Annotated in this window: 19 protein-coding genes; 8 read left to right on the top strand and 11 right to left on the bottom strand. The window is 74.8% G+C overall.

What is annotated here, in order from left to right; translation table 11 throughout:
- Positions 1–19 precede the first annotated feature (19 nt).
- From LQ327_RS07815 to LQ327_RS07800, 4 genes are all read right to left on the bottom strand, one after another.
- Positions 20–457, bottom strand: a complete 438-nt coding sequence (locus tag LQ327_RS07815; RefSeq protein ID WP_230731192.1) for a DUF350 domain-containing protein — start codon at positions 455–457, stop codon at positions 20–22.
- A 97-nt stretch (positions 458–554) separates the two neighbouring features.
- Positions 555–1,418 carry an SCO6745 family protein gene (locus tag LQ327_RS07810; RefSeq protein ID WP_372460651.1) on the bottom strand — a complete coding sequence of 288 codons (864 nt, stop codon included), beginning with the start codon at positions 1,416–1,418 and terminating at the stop codon, positions 555–557.
- Between the two features lie 71 nt (positions 1,419–1,489).
- Positions 1,490–2,656, bottom strand: coding sequence for a glutathionylspermidine synthase family protein (locus LQ327_RS07805; RefSeq protein WP_230731189.1), 1,167 nt, complete (start codon positions 2,654–2,656; stop codon positions 1,490–1,492).
- Between the two features lie 30 nt (positions 2,657–2,686).
- Complete coding sequence (locus LQ327_RS07800; protein ID WP_230731188.1) at positions 2,687–3,577, bottom strand: hypothetical protein; 891 nt, start codon at positions 3,575–3,577, stop codon at positions 2,687–2,689.
- Positions 3,578–3,659: 82 nt separating this feature from the next.
- Here LQ327_RS07800 and LQ327_RS07795 point away from each other — a divergent pair, with 82 nt between their 5' ends.
- Positions 3,660–4,874 (top strand): septum formation family protein, encoded by a 1,215-nt coding sequence (locus LQ327_RS07795; RefSeq protein ID WP_230731187.1) that lies wholly within the window; start codon positions 3,660–3,662, stop codon positions 4,872–4,874.
- Between the two features lie 14 nt (positions 4,875–4,888).
- Positions 4,889–5,230 (top strand): metallopeptidase family protein, encoded by a 342-nt coding sequence (locus LQ327_RS07790; RefSeq protein WP_230731186.1) that lies wholly within the window; start codon positions 4,889–4,891, stop codon positions 5,228–5,230.
- A gap of 5 nt (positions 5,231–5,235) precedes the next feature.
- Here LQ327_RS07790 and LQ327_RS07785 read toward each other — a convergent pair whose 3' ends face one another.
- The 3 genes from LQ327_RS07785 to LQ327_RS07775 are packed head-to-tail and all read right to left on the bottom strand — an operon-like array spanning position 5,236 to position 7,891.
- Positions 5,236–5,895: a histidine phosphatase family protein gene (locus LQ327_RS07785; RefSeq protein ID WP_230731185.1), complete on the bottom strand. Its 660-nt coding sequence runs from the start codon at positions 5,893–5,895 to the stop codon at positions 5,236–5,238.
- Between the two features lie 15 nt (positions 5,896–5,910).
- Positions 5,911–6,894 (bottom strand): prephenate dehydratase, encoded by a 984-nt coding sequence (gene pheA / locus LQ327_RS07780; RefSeq protein ID WP_230731184.1) that lies wholly within the window; start codon positions 6,892–6,894, stop codon positions 5,911–5,913.
- 1 nt (position 6,895) lies between these two features.
- Positions 6,896–7,891: a hypothetical protein gene (locus LQ327_RS07775; protein ID WP_230731183.1), complete on the bottom strand. Its 996-nt coding sequence runs from the start codon at positions 7,889–7,891 to the stop codon at positions 6,896–6,898.
- 160 nt (positions 7,892–8,051) lie between these two features.
- Between LQ327_RS07775 and LQ327_RS07770 the strand changes: the two genes are divergently transcribed.
- Complete coding sequence (locus LQ327_RS07770; RefSeq protein WP_230731182.1) at positions 8,052–8,861, top strand: DUF2470 domain-containing protein; 810 nt, start codon at positions 8,052–8,054, stop codon at positions 8,859–8,861.
- Here the strand turns inward: LQ327_RS07770 and LQ327_RS07765 are convergent.
- A complete protein-coding gene (locus LQ327_RS07765; RefSeq protein ID WP_372460622.1) occupies positions 8,818–9,171 on the bottom strand; it encodes a DUF3817 domain-containing protein in 354 nt (117 codons plus the stop codon). The genes LQ327_RS07770 and LQ327_RS07765 overlap by 44 nt on opposite strands.
- Before the next feature lie 19 nt (positions 9,172–9,190).
- Positions 9,191–9,673, bottom strand: coding sequence for a hypothetical protein (locus LQ327_RS07760; RefSeq protein WP_230731180.1), 483 nt, complete (start codon positions 9,671–9,673; stop codon positions 9,191–9,193).
- A gap of 58 nt (positions 9,674–9,731) precedes the next feature.
- Here LQ327_RS07760 and LQ327_RS07755 point away from each other — a divergent pair, with 58 nt between their 5' ends.
- From LQ327_RS07755 to LQ327_RS07745, 3 genes are all read left to right on the top strand, one after another.
- A complete protein-coding gene (locus tag LQ327_RS07755) occupies positions 9,732–10,559 on the top strand; it encodes a CPBP family intramembrane glutamic endopeptidase (protein WP_230731178.1) in 828 nt (275 codons plus the stop codon).
- Between the two features lie 106 nt (positions 10,560–10,665).
- Positions 10,666–11,862: an arginine deiminase gene (locus tag LQ327_RS07750; protein ID WP_230731175.1), complete on the top strand. Its 1,197-nt coding sequence runs from the start codon at positions 10,666–10,668 to the stop codon at positions 11,860–11,862.
- Between the two features lie 216 nt (positions 11,863–12,078).
- On the top strand, positions 12,079–13,080 hold the full coding sequence (locus LQ327_RS07745) for a Rieske (2Fe-2S) protein (protein ID WP_230733169.1): 1,002 nt from the start codon (positions 12,079–12,081) through the stop codon (positions 13,078–13,080).
- 32 nt (positions 13,081–13,112) lie between these two features.
- Here the strand turns inward: LQ327_RS07745 and LQ327_RS07740 are convergent, their stop codons facing one another.
- Positions 13,113–13,835: a class I SAM-dependent methyltransferase gene (locus tag LQ327_RS07740; RefSeq protein ID WP_230731173.1), complete on the bottom strand. Its 723-nt coding sequence runs from the start codon at positions 13,833–13,835 to the stop codon at positions 13,113–13,115.
- A gap of 226 nt (positions 13,836–14,061) precedes the next feature.
- Between LQ327_RS07740 and LQ327_RS07735 the strand changes: the two genes are divergently transcribed.
- Positions 14,062–15,480, top strand: coding sequence for a ferredoxin reductase family protein (locus tag LQ327_RS07735; RefSeq protein WP_230731171.1), 1,419 nt, complete (start codon positions 14,062–14,064; stop codon positions 15,478–15,480).
- Between the two features lie 2 nt (positions 15,481–15,482).
- Positions 15,483–16,037 (top strand): ferritin, encoded by a 555-nt coding sequence (locus tag LQ327_RS07730; RefSeq protein ID WP_230731161.1) that lies wholly within the window; start codon positions 15,483–15,485, stop codon positions 16,035–16,037.
- A gap of 83 nt (positions 16,038–16,120) precedes the next feature.
- On the opposite strand, the gene LQ327_RS07725 is transcribed toward LQ327_RS07730, so the two are convergent.
- On the bottom strand, positions 16,121–17,044 hold the full coding sequence (locus LQ327_RS07725; protein WP_230731159.1) for a DUF4328 domain-containing protein: 924 nt from the start codon (positions 17,042–17,044) through the stop codon (positions 16,121–16,123).
- Position 17,045 lies beyond the last annotated feature (1 nt).

The following is a 17,045-nucleotide window of genomic DNA, read 5'->3' as shown; positions in this document are numbered from 1 at the left end:
GCGACACCCGCAGGTCGGATCAGATGATCGCGACCGCCACGACCAGCCCCATCGCCACGTGCATCCCCGCGATCATGGCGGACACCGGGGTGAAGTACTCGTCGTGCAGGCAGGCGCCGACGTCCAGGCGCGACACCGCCTCGAGCCCGCGCACCACCAGGACCTGCGCGAGGATCCCGACCAGGCCGTAGACCGCGGTGTTGATGACCCCCGCGAGCAGCCCGCCCCCGGAGATGTAGATCGCGACCACCACGATCAGCGCCATCGACACCAGCCCGGACGCGGACACCACGACGGCGTTGGGCCTGCCCTCGCGCACCAGCCCGCGCAGGTCACCGGGCGTGGTCAGGTCGATCGCGAAGTAGCCGACGTACATGAGCACGGCGCCGAGCACCGCGTAGAGGGCGATCAGGCCGATGTTGCCGAAGAGGGTGGGGAAGAAGTCGGGCGTCAGCACGCAGGCCTCCGTGCGGGTCCATCCGGACGAAAGAGACGCCGCACCCTAGCGGCCCCCCGCCTGCCCCGACCGTCGAGGAGACGTTCATGCACCCGGATCAGCGGGATCCGGGTGCACCAGCGTCCTCTCGGGGTGGGAGCCCGATCGGGTTGACCGGCGGGACCACCGATCGCGCGGCGGCCGCGATCGGCTCGAGCAGCGTCGCCAGCCGGTCGGTGTGCTCGGGGCCCAGCGCCTCCCACGGCCCGGCGGCCGCGCGGTCGGTGGCGTCCTCGACGGCCCGGTGCAGGGCCGCGCCCGCCGCCGTCAACGTCGGGCCGCCGTCCTCGTGACCGGGTGTCAGCAGGCCGTCGTCGGCCAGCCGGGCCACCGCCGCGTCCCACGCCTCGTCGCCGATCCGTCGCCCGAGCCGCAGGTCCCGCGCCGGGGACTCCCCCGCGGCGACCTTGAGCACGTGCGAGGCCACCGGCCCGATCCCGTGCACCGCCAGCGCGGCGAGGTGACCGTCGCCGCGGTGCTCGCGCAGGGTCGTCGTCGCCTGCCAGAGGGCCAGGTGCGGCGTCGACGGCCGGGGCATCGCCCGGTTCGCCGCGCCGAGCACGCGGCCGGCGTCCTGGCACGCCTGCGCCGCGGTCCAGGCGAGGTCGGCCGCCTCGGTGACCACCGCGTCGTCGGGAAGGCCCGGGAGCTCGGCGACGGCCGCGTCGATCCCGCGCAGCCGGGTCTCCAGGGCCGTCGTCGGGGTGGCGTCCGGGGCGATGCCGGCCCGCGCGTCGGCGATGCGGTCGGGCGCGAAGCCCCCGAAGGCGGCGACCACGACCGCCGTCGGGACGTCCTCCAGCGGGGCGGCGCGCTGGGCGACGTAGCGGGCCCAGAACGAGTCGCCGAGGGGTTCCGCCACCGCGAGCGCGGCCGGGGCGAAGTAGGTGAGCGCGTGGACCGGCTCGTAGAGCGCCCACAGCCGTCGAGCGGCACCGATGGTCCAGCTCCCCTATCGGCGTGCTCCGTTGAATGCTTCGTGTCCGGTGCTCATCAGTCCGGGATGCGGTGCGGGACGAACGCGGCGCCGTTGTCGGTGACCAGACCGGTCGTCTCCCGGATGCCGAGCCCGGCGGACTCGTCGCCGACGATCCAGGCGCCGAGGGCGGGGCGGTACCCGTCGAACTCGGGCAGCGGGTCGAAGAGCTGGTAGACGTAGCCCTCCTCGCCGTAGACGCCGCCGGTCTCGACGACGGGCTCGCCCGCGCCGGCGACGATCTGCACGTTCGCGCCCTCGCGGCCGAGCAGCGGCTTGCGGACGTACTCGGTGAGGAACCCGGGATCGCCGAGCGAGGCGGGCAGCAGGTTCGGGTGGCCGGGGTACATCTCCCAGAGCACCGCGAGGATCGCCTTGTTCGACAGCAGGGTCTTCCACAGCGGCTCGACCCACTGGGTCTCCGGGAGGCTGCGGGTGACGTGCTTCCCGAAGTCGTCGCCGAGGATCCACTCCCAGGGGTAGAGCTTGCAGACACAGCTCATCGGCGACTCCTCGAGGTCGACGAACCGGTCCAGCGCGGAGTCCCAGCCGATCTGCTCGATCGCGAGGCCCACGGTGTCCAGCCCGGCCTCGGCGGCGGTCTCCTGCAGGTAGGCCGTGGTGACGTGGTCCTCACCGGTGGTCTCGGCCTGCGACCAGCAGAAGTGGACCTCGCTGCGCGGCAGGTCGCCGGCGATCGCGGACCACTGCGCCACCAGCTTCTCGTGCAGCGAGTTCCACTGGTCCTGGTCGGGAAAGACGTCCTTGAGCCAGTACCACTGGCAGATGCTGGCCTCGAGCAGCGACGTCGGGGTGTCCGCGTTGTACTCCAGCAGCTTCGCCGGGCCGGACCCGTCGTAGCGCAGGTCGAAGCGCCCGTAGAGGTGCGGGTCGTGGCGCTTCCACGAGTCCGCCACCTGCTCCCAGCACCACTCCGGCAGCGCGAAGTCGCGGAACCGCTCGGTGGTGACGACGTGGTCCACGGCCTCCAGGCACATCGAGTGCAGCAGCTCGACGTCGGCCTCCAGCGAGAGGATCTCGGCCATGTCGAACACGTAGTGCACGGACTCGTCCCAGTAGGGCCGCGCGCCGTTCTGCCCGGCGGCCGGGGTGCCGAAGACGAGCCCCTGCTCCTCGATCTTCCGGCGCCAGTCGGGGCGGGGGGTCGACCTCTCGCGACGCACGCGCGTCCTCTCGGGTGGTGGGGGTGCTGCTCAGCTGCCCGACGACGAGCCGGAGCCGGACGACGAACCCGAGCCCGACGACGAGCCCTTGGACCCCGAGCCCGACGAGGACGAGCTCCCCGAGACGCCGAGGCCGCCGCGGCTGACCGTCCCGCTGGAGGACGTGGAGCCGAGGCTGCTGCCCGAGGTGCCGCTGCGGATGCTCGTACCGCTGGGCGGTGCCGTGGTCGATCCGCCGCTCGCGACGGTGCCGATGGGCGAGCTCGAGCCGTAGTTGTAGTGGTACTGGTTGCCGAACCCGCCGAGGAAGATCGGGACGAAGCCGCCGTGGTACGACCCGTTGGTCGGGGTGCCCGAGCAGAAGTTGTCGTCGACGACCACACCGTTCTGGTCGGTGCACTGGGCGTTGACCTCGTCGCCGCCGCCCGAGGACGCGGCGTAGGCGATGGCGACGACGGCCGCGACCCCGACGGCGACCCCGCCCCCGATGAGCACCCGCTTGCGGATCTTCGACTTGCGCTGCGCGGCGGCGGCCGCCGCCTCCTCCTGCGCCTTCTGCCGGCGCTCGGCCTCCCGCCGCGCGCGCTGCTCGGCGACGGTCGGCTCCCGCGGCGTCGTGGTCTCGGGGTCCTGGTAGCGGACCCGGCCGCGTCGCGGCTCCTCGTCGGGGGCACCCGCGGCGGCCTCTCCGGTCGTGTCCGTCGAGTCGGGCTCCTCGACCTCCCCCACCGCGGCGTGGCGGCCGGTCGACCCGCCGGCCGTCTCCCCGTCGGAGCTCGCGTTCCACCAGGGCTCAGCGGTGCGCTCGGTGGGCGCCCCGGACGCGGAGGAGCCACCGACGGCCGGGGTGCCCGACGGCGGCGTCGCGTCGTCCGCGGATCCGTCGGTCCGGCGCGGCGTGCCGCCGGTGTCCTCGCTCATGTCCTCACTCCCGTCCCACCCGACCGGTTAAGGGTCCCCCCACGAGGAAGACAAGTCCGGCACGCGGCATGATGTCAGCACCATGGTCCTACGGGAACGTCCGTCCTCGGGCCGAGGACGCAACGACGACAGCCACGATCGGGCGGCGGACGACACCGACGATCACGCCGCGCGACGGTTGGTCGCGCGCCGCGGGGTCGTCGGCATCCTGGCCGGTGCGCTGATCATGCTCCTCGCCGCCAGTGCCTTCGCGGCCACCGGGAACGGGCTGGGCTTCCTCGGGCTCGCGGGCGACTCGAGCGGCTCGTCGCCGGGGGTCCTCGGCGGGTCGAGCAGTGGTCCGGCGTCGGACCGTCCGGAGCTCTCCTCCGCCCCGGGCACGTGCCTGAACTGGCAGCGCGCCGACGGCTCGGACGTCAAGCAGGTCGACTGCACGCAGTCGCACCTGTTCGAGACGGCCGGCCCGGTGAACGCGGCGCAGCCCGACGGCGCGCCGTTCCCGAACGACGCCGCCTGGCAGACCGTCGTCTCCAACCAGTGCGGGACGCTGGTGCAGAAGTACGTGGGCAAGCCGCTCGACCCGACCGGCCGCTACAAGGTGGGCGCGCTCAAGCCCACGGCCGCCGCCTGGGCCGACGGTGACCGCACGGTGCGCTGCGGCCTGCAGGCCCCGGGGACCAGCGGGGCGCTGTTCTCGTCGACGGGCAAGGTCGCCGACGCCGACCAGGCCGTGGTCTTCTCGCCGGGCACCTGCCTCGGGCTCAACGGCAAGGAGGTGTCCGACCCGGTCTCCTCGTGCGCGAAGACCCACGCCGCCGAGGTCGCGGGCACCGTGGACCTCGGCCAGAAGTTCACCGGGAACCTGCCCTCGGTCGACGACCAGGACAACTACCTGCAGCCCGAGTGCGCCAAGGTCGCGCAGAACGCGGTCGGCGCGCAGAAGCTCACCGACTCGAAGCTCACCGTCTACTGGACCAACGTCAACCAGGCGTCCTGGGACGCGGGCACCCGCCGCGTGAGCTGCAACATGGGCTCGCTGCTCGGCGACAACTCCGGCTTCGCCCCGCTGACCGGCGCGGTGAAGGACGGCGTGAAGATCGGCGGCTCGGCCCCGGCCTCCCCGGACCCGCTGCCGCCCGCAGGCGCACCCGCCGTCGAGCCGTCCGACACGGCCGCGCCGACGACGGCGGCACCCGCCCAGCAGGCGCCGGCGAGCCAGGCGCCCGCCGCGCCGGGCGTCCCGCGCGTGCTGCCCTCGCTCCCGCCGCTGCTGCCCGGCGCGAACCAGGGCAACTAGAGGCCCGCCCGGCGGTGGACCCGGAGCGGTTCGAGGAGCTCGTCGGGGAGGCCCTCGACGAGCTCCCGGACGAGCTGCTGCGGGCGATGGACAACGTCGTCGTGCTGGTCGAGGGGCGCCATCCCGAGGAGCCGGACCTGCTGGGGCTCTACGACGGCGTCGCGCTCACCGAGCGGACCAGCGACTACGGCGGCGTCCTGCCCGACCGGATCACGCTCTACCGCGACGCCCTGGTCGAGATGTGCGGCGACGACGAGGACGAGCTGCGGGACGAGGTCGCGATCACCGTGGTGCACGAGATCGCGCACCACTTCGGGATCGACGACGACACGCTGCACCGGCTGGGCTGGGGCTAGCGCACCTATCCGCCGGTCGCGTCGCGGTTCGAGGCCAGCCCGCCCGGGGCCTCGCGGCGCCACGCCTCGAGCGACCACCCGGCGTCCGGGACCGCCCGGAGCACCACGCGCCCGCAGTTGTCGACGTGGTCGTCGGAGCCGAGGTCCGGGATCTCCCCCACCAGCGCGTGCGCGACGAGCCGCAGCACCGCCCCGTGGCTGACCAGCACGACGGTGCCGTCGCGGTGCTCGGCGCGCAGCCCCTCGAGCGCGGGGAGGTAGCGGTCCAGCACGTCCTGGCCGGACTCGCCCCCCGGCATCCGCGCGGTGACGTCGCCCTCGCGCCAGGCGTCGTACGTGGCGCGGAAGCGCTCGATGGACGCCTCGTCGTTGTGCCCCTCGAGCTCGCCGACCTGCACCTCGTGGGTGCCGTCCACGACCCCCGGGGTGAGCCCGAGGGCAGGCGCGACGAGTCCCGCGGTCTCGCGGGCGCGCCGGGCCGGGGAGCTGACGAGGGCCGTGACCGGCCCCGACGGGTCGGCGGCGAGCTCCTTGCCGAGCGCCTCGGCCTGCAGGCGGCCGAGGTCGGTCAGTCCTGGTCCCGGGAGCAGCGTGTCGAGGGTCTTCGCGACGTTCGCCGGGGTCTGGCCGTGACGGGCGAGCACGAGGCGCAGCACGACTCCCATCACTACCACGCCCGCTCAGATGCCGAGGGCGTCGTCCGGGACGTCACGCAGTGCGGTGAGCCACCCCGCGGCCGCGTCGTAGTCGCCGGTCCCCTGCCCGGGAACCGGAGGAGCGACGGGCGGCGAGGGCGCGGTCGAGCCGGCGGGCACCGTCGCGCGGGGGTACGAGCCCAGGAACCGGAGCTCGGTGCAGCGGCGGTGCAGGGCGGCGAGCGCCTCCCCCATCGCCGGCTCGGCGACGTGGCCCGCCCCGTCGAGGAAGAACCAGTAGGTCCCGAGCCGCTCCTTCGAGGGGCGGGACTCGATGCGCGTGAGGTCGACCCCGCGGATCGCGAACTCGGTGAGGATCGCCAGCAGCGCGCCGGGCTCGTTGACCGTGGTCGCGGCGATCGAGGTGCGGTCGCTGCCGGTCGGCGCGGGGAGCCGGGAGCCGGCCGGGGCCGCGACGACGAAGCGGGTCACCGCGTCGCCGGTGTCGTGCACCCCGTCGGCGAGGATCTCCAGGCCGTAGTGCCCGGCGGCCACCGGTGCGCACACCGCGGCGTCCACCTGCCCGTCGGCCACGGCGGCCGCGGCCGCGGCCGTGGAGGGCGTCATGCGGACCTCGGCGGCGGGCAGGTGCGCGGCGAGCCACCGACGGGTCTGCGCCTCGCCGTGCGGGTGCGAGGCCACGGTGCGGACGTCGTCGTGCGTCGTCCCGGGCCGCACCAGCACGGCGAAGCGCACCGGCAGCAGGATCTCCCGCACGACCACCACCGACGGCGCCTCCACGAGCCCGTCCATCGTGGCCGGCACCGCGCCCTCGACCGAGCTCTCGATCGGCACGCACGCGAGCCCGACCTCGCCCGCGCGCAGCAGGTCGAGCGCGGCGGTGGTGCTGGCGGCCGGACGCAGGCGCGATCCGGCGAGCGCCGAGCCCGGCGCCTCGACGAGCGAGCGCAGGGCCTGCTCGCAGAAGGTGCCGTGCGGCCCGAGGAACGCGATGTCGGGCGCGGTCACGTCAGACCAGGCCCAGGCGGGCCATCTCGGCGCCCTGGTCGGCGGGCGCGGTGGAGCCGAACGACGACAGGTGCGCCCGCACGCGGGTGGCCGTCGGCTCGTCGACCGCGGAGACCTCCGCCGCCAGCGCGGCCGCGTCCGTGGCGTCCAGGGCGCCGCGGACGGCCTCCACGAGCTCCGGGGACGGGTCGACGACGGGGATCTCCCGCGGGCCCTCGTCGTCGTCCTCGGAGCCGGAGCCGCGGCCGCCGTCGTCGGGTCCGCCGGCGGGCGGCTCCGGGACGGAGCGCAGCGCCCGGGTGACCGCCACCATGAGGTTGAGCCAGCCGTGGTGGTCGAACCCGGTCTCCGGGTCGACGTGGCGGGCCGCGCCCTGCAGTCCGATGCTCGCGGTGAAGGAGCGGCCGGAGGCGGCGAGGACCGCGAGGAACCGCGACACGTCGGTGACCCCGGGGAACGCGCCGGCACGGTCGCCGCCGCAGCGCAGCTTGGGCCGGCACCCGTGCCCGACGACCCGGCGGACGCCGTCGATCCAGTCGTCGGACCCGTCGGCGTCGGGACGGCGGGGCTCGACGACGGCGACGACGTCGTCGGGGACGAACTCGGTGACGCGCTCGAGCCAGACCGAGTCCACGTCGTGCGGGGCGGGCATCTCGACCATGGCGGTGGTGAGCAGCGCGGCGCGCGAGGTGGTCAGCGACAGCGCCTTCGGCACCCCGCCGAGGCCGGTGTCGACCGAGAGCGTGATCGGCACCGGGGCGGCCGGTCGGCGCTTCACCAGCTCGGCGACGAACTCCTGCAACCGGGACACCGGCACCACCAGCGACCCGAGCAGGCCACCGTGATCGCCGGCGCGCGCGTCGAGGTGGGACTCGAGCACGTCGGACATCTCGAGCCGGGGACCCGGCGAGACGAGTGCGGCGTCGTCGAGGAGGCGCGCGAGGAGCGGGGGCACACCGTCGACCGGTGCCCCACCGGCCTGGGGGACGGTGGACACGAGGGAACGGTAGCGGTCGCGTCGTACCCGGTTCCGCACCGGGGCGAACGGCGGCGGCGGGGACGAAAGCACCGAGCGGGGCGACCACGAGATCAGGTCTTGCTCTCCCCGGCATGAGTTCGGTTAGGCTCACCTAACCGACAGGATCCGGAGGAGCCCGATGGCCAGGAGCTGCCCGCACCAGCCGCCCGTCCCGAGCCCGGCCGAGCGCGCCCGGGCCACCGCGGTCCGCGCGAGCGGCGCGGCACTGATCGCCGGGCCCCTGGAGGGGTCCGATCCCGACGACGGCGGCCGGGTCACCCCGGTCCTGCACCACGTGCCCGCCTCCGGGGCCGCGACGCTGCAGCTGGCCGCGGACCACCCGCTCGTGACCCTCACCCGTGCCCGGGAGTACCTGCCGGTGATGCTCGAGCTCACCGACACCGCGCCGCTGCCGGTCCGGCAGCCGGTCCGTGGCCTGGTGTGGGTGGCCGGGCGCGTGCGGGTGCTCCCGACCCGCGTCGCGCGGCGGGCGGCGCTGCGGATCGCCGCCGACTCCCCCGACGAGCGGCTGCTCGACGTCGGGCACTCGGACGTGCTGCTGCGGATGGATCCGGGATCGGTGGTGCTGTCCGACGCCGAGGGCACGGGCACGTTCACGCCCGCCGAGGTCGCCGCCGCGTCGGCCGACCCGTTCGTGGGCTGCGGGGACTCGTGGCTCTCCCACCTCGCGCTCGCGCACGGCTCGCTGGTCGCCGGGCTCGCCCAGCACCTGCCGCCCGCGCTGCGCGGCCCCGACCACACCGTGGTGCCGCTGGCCGTCGACCGGCTCGGGCTGCGGCTGCGGGTGGAGACCGACCGCGGCGACCACGACGTCCGGATCGGCTTCTCGACCCCGGTCGCCTGCCCCCGGATGCTCGGGACGGAGGTCCGCCGCCTCGCCGAGCTCAGCCCGGCGTCACCGGCGCCGCATCCCGCAACGGAGCGGTGACCTTCCGCTCGGCGATGAACGAGACGAACGGGATCGTGCCCGCCAGGGCGACCAGCAGCAGGCGCACGACCGGCCACCGGCTCTTCACGCCGAGGTCGGCCGTCAGCGCCAGGTAGCCCATGTAGAGGAAGCCGTGGATGGGCCCGACGATCGCGACGAGCAGCGGGTCGGCGGCGAAGTACTTGAGCGGCATCGCGACCAGCACGAGCACGAGCAGCCCGACGCCGACGACCCAGGCCATCACCCGGTAGCGCTTCATCGCGGAGACGATCTTCGGGGTGAGCGTCGTCGTGGGCGTCGATGCGGTCACGCGGGGGCTCCTGGGGAGGTCAGCGGGTCTCGTCGGCGGCGTCGGCGTCCGAGCGGGCCAGGGCGGCGAGCATGGCGTTGTAGTCGGTCCGGGCGCGCCCGCGGACGGGGGCACCCTGGCCGTCACCGGGCCGCACGCCCGCGGGGCGGGGGGTGAACGGTCCGGCGTCGGTGGTCATGGGGTCGACGACGGCGGCCCTGGCCGGGCGGGCACCGTCGGGCTCCGCGGCCTCCGGGACGGCGTCGGGATCCTCGATCTCGCCGCGGATGACGGCGAGCTGCTGCGACTCGGCGTGGAGCATCCGCCACCAGAGCGCCGCGAAGAACACCCCGAACAGCGGCCACTGCAGCGCGTACCCGGCATTGAGCAGCGTGCCCGTGGGCGACTCCGCCCGGCCGAGCTGCCAGTAGGCCATCCCGCCGCAGACGATCACCGCGACGATCGCGAGCAGCGTCCAGCCCACCCACCGGGCGGTGGCGAGCACTCGCAGGACCTGTCGCACACCGGCGAGGTTACCGACGCCCGCGGTGTGGCCGCCGTCGTCCTAGGCTGATCGCCCGATGACCGCCTCCCCGCCCCAGGGCCGCGTGCGGGCGTGGCTCTCGCCGCCGCGCCCGGCCGACGTGGCGATGGCCGACGGGCGGGACCGCCGGCTGCTGGTGACCGAGATCCTCGTCGTCGCCACCGTGACCCTGGGCCTGTCCGGCCTGCGCTCGCTGGTCTCCCTGCTCGACTCGCTCGCGGGTCCGGCGCCGCTGGCCTCCCGGCAGGTCTCGATCGACCGGCCGCTCGCCACCGACGCCTGGGTGGACCTGGCGGCGCAGCTGGCGTCGTCGCTGCAGCTGGTCGCCTGGGGCGGCCTGGGGCTCTACCTGCTGCTGCGCGCCGGGTCCGGTCCCCGCGCGGTCGGGCTCGACGGCACCCGCCCGGGCCGCGACGTGCTGGCCTCGCTGGGGCTGGCCGCGCTGATCGGGATCCCCGGGCTGGGCTTCTACCTGGTCACGCGGGCGCTCGGGATCAACCTCACCGTGGTGCCGTCGGTGCTCGACGACCACTGGTGGCGGGTGCCGGTCCTCGTGCTCTCGGCGCTGGCGAACTCGTGGGCCGAGGAGGTCCTCGTCGTCGGGTGGCTGCTCACCGTGCTGCGGCGGCTCGGGCTCTCGGAGAACCGGTCACTGGTCGTCTCGGCCCTGCTGCGCGGCTCGTACCACCTCTACCAGGGCTTCGGCGGCGGGCTGGGCAACGTGATCATGGGGCTGGTGTTCGGGCGCTACTGGCAGCGCACCGGCCGGCTGTGGCCGCTCGTCGGGGCGCACGCGCTGATCGACGTCGTGGCGTTCGTCGGGTCGGCGCTGCTGGCCGGGAAGGTGTCGTTCCTGCCGCACTGAGATCTCGACCCGCTGTCGTCAGCGATGGTCCCCTATCGGCGTGCTGGCTTTGACCCTGACACGAGACGTCAGGATGAACCCTTCCTGCCATCTAGGGTCGGCGCCCATGACCCCGCCCCGCGTGGACACCGAGGTCGGCCCGCTGCGGACGGTCGTGCTGCACCGGCCCGGCCCGGAGCTCGAGCGGCTGACCCCGCGCAATGCCGACCGGCTGCTCTTCGACGGCATCCCGTGGGTCGAGCGCGCGCAGCTCGAGCACGACCGCTTCGCCGCCACCCTCGAGCAGCACGGGGTCCGGGTGCTGCTCCTCGCCGACCTGCTCCGGACCGCCCTGGCCGACGACGACGTCCGCGCCCACGGGATCGCCGACGCCGTCGACGAGCGCTCCGTCGGCCGCGAGCTCGGCGCCGCGGTCCGCGGCGAGCTCGCCACGCTCGACGCGGGACACCTCGCCCGGGCGCTCATCGGCGGGCTCACCTTCCGCGAGCTCGTCGACGGGCAGAACTCGCTGGTCCGGCGCATGCACGGCCCCGACGAGTTCGCCGTCGACCCGCTGCCCAACCTGATGTTCACGCGCGACTCGTCGGTGCGGGTCGGCGACCGCGTTGTGGCCGCCGCGATGGGCATGCCGGCCCGACGGCGGGAGGCGGCCCTCGTCGCGCTCGCCCACCGGGGCCACCCGGAGCTCGGCGGCGTCGGACACACCGACCCGCGCGACCCCTCCCCCGTCGAGGGCGGCGACGTGCTGCTCCTGGCGCCGGGGGTGCTCGCGGTCGGGGTCGGGGAGCGCACCAGCCCGGCCGGGGCCGAGTCGTTCGCCCGCGCGATGTTCGCCGACGGGCTCGCCCGCACCGTGCTCGCCGTCCCGATCACCCAGCGCCGCGCGACGATGCACCTCGACACCGTCGCGACCATGGTCGACGTCGACGCGATGGTCGTGTTCCCCGAGGTCCTCGACGCGCTGCAGGCCTGGACGATCACCCCTGACGGCGACGGGCTCGCGATCACCGGGCCGGAGCCGTTCCGTCCCGCCGCCGCGCGGGCCATGGGGATCGCCGAGCTGCGCGCGGTCGACACCGGGCCCGCCGGCGTCGCCGCGGAGCGCGAGCAGTGGGACGACGGCAACAACACCCTGGCGCTGGCACCCGGCGTCGTCGTGGCCTACGAGCGGAACACCGCGACGAACGGGCGGCTGCGCGACGCCGGGATCGAGGTCGTGACGATCGAGGGGTTCGAGCTGGGCTCCGGGCGCGGCGGGCCGCGGTGCCTGAGCTGTCCGTGGGAGCGCGACCTGCCGTCGTGACCGGATCGAGGATGCGGTTCTGCTGACGTCCGGTGTCAGCGGCGCCGCATCGCGGACGTCGGGTGTCTGCGACGCCGCATCGCTGAATCTCGGTCGGGCCCCACCCGGACGGGTGCCCACCAGCCACGTTCGTCGCAGCCAGACGTGCGTCCGGCCACAGAGCGCGCCCGGGGAACTGCAGCGTCACCCGCGCCACGCCTAGCGTCGGGCACCGTGCTGGACAAGCGCCCCGCCCGCCGTCCCGTGAACCCGCTGCGCCGGCTCTCCGGCGAGCGCTGGGAGGCCATGGAGCCGACCTGGCGCGACGCGCGGCCCGGGATCATCCACGCCGCGCTCGAGCGGGCGAAGGCGCGGCCGTCGGGCAACTGGTTCGTCGTCGGGGCGTCGCGCGAGATCCGCGCCGGCACCCCGTTCGGGACAACGGTGGCCGGGGTCGAGCTCGTGGCATGGCGCGCCCCCTCCGGCGAGTTGCACGCCGGTCCTGGCGCCTGCCCGCACCTGGGCGCGGATCTGTCGACCGCGACGCAATCGGGGTGCGAGCTCATCTGCCGCTGGCACGGGCTCTCGCTCGGGCCGTCCGGGCGGGCCGGCTGGCGGACGCTGCCCGCGCACGACGACGGGGTGCTGGCGTGGGTCCGGCTCGACGCCGTCGGCGGCGAGGAGCCCACCGACGCCCCGATCCTGCCGGTGCGGCCGGAGCACACGGAGAGCCTGGTCGCGGTGGCGACGATGGTCGGGACGTGCGAGCCCGACGACGTCGTCGCGAACCGACTCGACCCCTGGCACGGCGCGTGGTTCCACCCGCACTCGTTCGCGGACCTGCGCGTCGACTCCGCCCCGGGACGGACCGCGGACGAGGACTCCGACCACTTCGACCTGCACGTCGCGTTCCGGGTCTCGAGGAACTACGGCGTCCCCGTCGAGGCCCGGTTCACGTGCCCGGACCCGCGCACCGTCGTCATGCACATCACCCGCGGCGAGGGGGCGGGCAGCGTCGTCGAGACCCACGCGACCCCGCTCGCCCCGCACCCCGACGGCCGGGCGCGCACCCAGGTGACCGAGGCCGTCGTCGCGCACTCCGACCGGTCGGGGTTCGTCCATGCCCGGCGCGCCCAGCCGCTGGTCCGCCCGCTCATCGAGTGGGCGGCGAAGCGGCTCTGGGTCGACGACATCGAGTACGCCGAACGGCTCTACCAGCAGCGACTGCGTCGCATGTGAACGATTTCGGTCGTCATGGCGACCACATCCATTCACATGGGCCGGAGGCCCACCACCGTGTGCACGATCCCGCGCTGCCACCCGTCCATGGGCTCGACGTGCACGTGCTCCAGTCCGGCGCCGGACAGTCGCCCGGTCAGCCGGGTCAGCCCGTCGAACGCCAGCACGCTGCGCCAGAGGTAGCGGTACAGCGACGCGTCACCGGTCACCCGCTTCCCGAGCGGGATGACGATCGCCCAGCACACGGCCGTCCACACCGCCCGCGCGTACGCCGAGTCCGCCACCGAGTACTCGTGCACGGCCAGCGGTGCGCCCGGTGCGAGCAGGTCCCGCAGGTCCGCCACACCCGCCGAGACGTCGGGCAGGTTGCGGAGCAGGTACGCGGCGAGGATGCCGTCGAACGGCCCCTCGACGCCCGCCGTGGCCAGGTCCTCGGCCCGGGACTGCACGAACCGCACCGTCGCGGGCCACGCCTTCGCCCGCGCCTGCGCCAGCATCTCCGCCGACGCGTCCGCGGCGACGATCTCCGCCTCCGGGTAGGTGTCGAGCAGCGCCCGCGTCGACAGGCCCGTACCGCACCCGACGTCGAGCAGCCGCAGGCCCGCACCGCGCCCGGGCAGGCCGAGGCGGGCCGCCGAGCGCTTCAGGTGGTCGAAGTACCCCGGATTGGCCCCGACGAGCCGGTCGTAGGACGACGCGTCCTGGTCGAACGCCGCGGGTACCTCGGCGGCCTCGCGCGCCCGGTCGAAAGTCACGGCGCGCCATCCTGCCGGGTGGCCGGTCCGGCGGGCCGAGCGGCCCGGGCGGGGCGGGCGGGTCGCCGAATCTGAGAGCCCGATCCCGCACACGCATCATCACCGCGTCCGATCGGAGCATCGCGCCGCCCGTCGTCGCCCGGCGGCGGGCTCTCGGCGCGATCGACGGGTGGCCGTTCTCAGACTCGCCGATCACGGACAGGTCACGCCCCTAGCGTCCCCGATCGTGCGCAGACGGATGACGACGACGGCGTGGGCCGGGGCCCTGGTCCTGCTGGCCGTGGTGCCCTTCGTGATGTCGGCCTGGCGGGGCAACTCCACCCGCGTCGGCTCGATGCTGTCGGTGGGCCTCGGGGTGCTCGGGCTCGGGGCACTGGTCGTGGTCGTGCTCGTGCCGTCGCGCATCCGCACGCTGACCCGCGCCTTCGGGGTCGACCGGGTCATGGGCCTGCACCGGTGGCTCGGCATCCTCGCGCTGGCCGCGGTCGTGATGCACGCCGTCGTGGCGCTCTGGAACCACCCCGAGCTGATCAACCCGCTGACCGCGCGCGACACCGCGAAGGTCGGCTGGGGCTCGCTGGTATCCCTGCTGCTCGTGGGTGGGGTCGCCGCGGGCGGACGACGGCCGGGGGCCCGCTACGAGATCTGGGCCCGCCTGCACGTCGGGCTCGCCGGCCTCGGGCTGGTGCTCGCGGGGCTACATGTGCTCTGGCTGAACCACCTCGTCGCCGACCCCGTCATGCGGGTGTGCCTGGTGGTGCTGGCCGGGGTGCTGCTCGCCGTGCTCTCCCACCGCTGGGTGTGGCGGCCGCTGTTCTCCCGGCAGGGCGCCTACGTCGTGTACGGCGTGCGCCGGGAGGGCCCCAGCGTGTCGACCCTCGTGCTCGCGCCGGTGCACCTGCGCCGCGGCGGCATGCGCTTCGACCCCGGCCAGTTCGTGTGGCTGCGGCTGCGACGCGCGGTCGTCGGCACCGAGGAGCACCCGTTCACGATCGCCTCGAGCGCGAACGTCACCGGCCGCCTCGAGCTCACCGTCCGCGACCAGGGCGACTTCTCGCACCGGGTGGCCGCGCTGCGGCAGGGCCAGAAGGTGTGGCTCGACGGCCCGCACGGGTCGTTCACCGCCGAGGAGGACCGCGGCTGCGCGGGGCTGGTGCTGGTCGCGGGCGGGGTCGGGATCACGCCCATGATGAGCATGCTGCGCACGCTGGCCGAGCGCGGCGACACCCGTTGCCACCGGCTCGTGCTGGCCGAGCGCGGCACCGAGCCGCTGTTCGCCGACGAGCTCGACGTGCTGAGCCGCCGCCTGGACCTGGAGATCATCCGGACCGCCGGGCGCCGCGTCGACCTCTCGCTCCTCACCGAGGTGCTCCCCGGGCGCCCCTGGCGCGACGAGCTCGACTACTTCGTGTGCGGACCGCCTTCCCTGCTCGCCGGGACGCTCGCCGCGCTCGAGCAGCTCGCGGTGCCGGTCGGGCGGGTGCACACCGAGCAGTTCGGCTGGTCCGGCCCGATGCCGGTGCAGGCGCCCACCGGGCCGACCGGCCCCGCCGCGCCGCCGGCGGTGACCACCCGCACGGGGAGCCAGGGTGTGACATCCCGGCCGACAGCGGACGCGAGGACCCGGGGCACCTACACTCGGTGACCATGAACGACCCCTCGTCGACGTTCCACGAACTCCTCACCGAGCAGATCCGGCACGAGTTCACGGCGTCCCAGCAGTACACCGCCGTGGCCGTGTACTGCGACGACGAGGACCTGCCCCAGCTCGCGGCGCACTTCTACGCGCAGGCGCTCGAGGAGCGCAACCACGCGATGGGCATGGTCCAGTACCTGCTCGACAACGACGTCCAGGTCCGCATCCCGGGCCTCGACGAGGTCCGCAACGACTTCAAGTCGGTCGAGGACGTCGTGGAGCTGGTGCTCGATCAGGAGAAGCGGGTCACCGACCAGATCACGCTGCTCGCCCGCGCCGCCCGCGACCAGGGCGACTACCTCGGCGAGCAGTTCATGCAGTGGTACCTCAAGGAGCAGGTCGAGGAGGTCGCCTCGATGACGACGCTGCTGCGGATCGTGCGTCGGGCGGGCGACAACCTGTTCCACGTCGAGGACTTCGTGGCCCGGGAGATGCCCGGGGGCGCCGGGACCGACCCGACGGCGCCGCCGTCCGCGGGCGGGGTCGCGACGCTCGCCGGCGCCTGAGGCCGCGCCCCACCCGGGACGAACGACTCGTTCGTCCCGATAGACGCCACGAACGGGTCGTTCGTCCCGCCGGCGGGGGCGTCTCAGGCGGCCGCCGGGCGGACCACCCAGCTGCGGCCCGTCGGGCGCAGCACCGGAGCGAGCAGCTCGGTGAGGTGCGCGACGACGCGGATGGTCGCCCAGGCGGTCACGACGGCGGCCACGTCGACCAGCGCGTGCAGCTCGACGCCGTCGGCGAGGGCCTGCGTACTCGTCCAGAACCCCTGCACCACGGTGAGGATGCCGAGCACGACCCCGACCGCCCAGGTCGCCCACCACGTGAGCACCGGCCGGGACGGCACCGGGCGCCGCGCCGGATCCCGCCCGGCCGCGTGCTCGATCTCGGCGAGCGTGGCGCCCGGCACGGTGAGCGTGAACGGCGGCAGGACGCAACCCAGCAGCAGGATCCGGGTGGACCGCCACGGGCGGGTACCGGAGATCTCGGAGGCGACGGTCCGCGCCGCGAGCAGCCAGCGCAGGAAGATCACCCCGGTCGCGAGCGCGGCCACCGGGGCGAGCAGGCCGAACAGCGTCACGAGCACGTCCGACCAGCCCAGGACGACCCCGGAGAGCGCGCGGTCCCGGGACAGGAGCAGCAGCACGTAGCGGAACACCTCGCCCGCGGCGGCGACCCCGGCGAGGACACCGGTGGTGATCGCGAGCTGCCGCAGGAACGCGGCATGGGCCCGGAGGGCCTCCTGCGGTTCGGTGGCCGCGCGCGGCGGCAGCGGCCCGTCCGGGCTCCCCGGCTCCGGGCGCTCCGCCCAGGGCCAGAGGCTCCAGCGGGGGATCTGGCGGTAGCTCGGCGGCCCGGCGTACGGGAGCCGCGTCAGCACCGGCTCGCGGGGGCGCATGGCGTCGGGGGTGGTCGCCACCCACCGCACCCCGCTCAGCACGCGGCCGCAGTGCACGCAGAAACGGCCGGACTCGCCGGGCGGCTGCTCCCGGCCGCAGCGCGGGCAGGTCACC

Origin of the sequence: Actinomycetospora endophytica (assembly GCF_021026375.1) — a bacterium.
Taxonomy (GTDB): Bacteria; Actinomycetota; Actinomycetes; order Mycobacteriales; family Pseudonocardiaceae; genus Actinomycetospora; species Actinomycetospora endophytica.
Note: the sequence above shows the minus strand (reverse complement) of the source record. Positions and strands in the feature narration are given on the sequence as shown.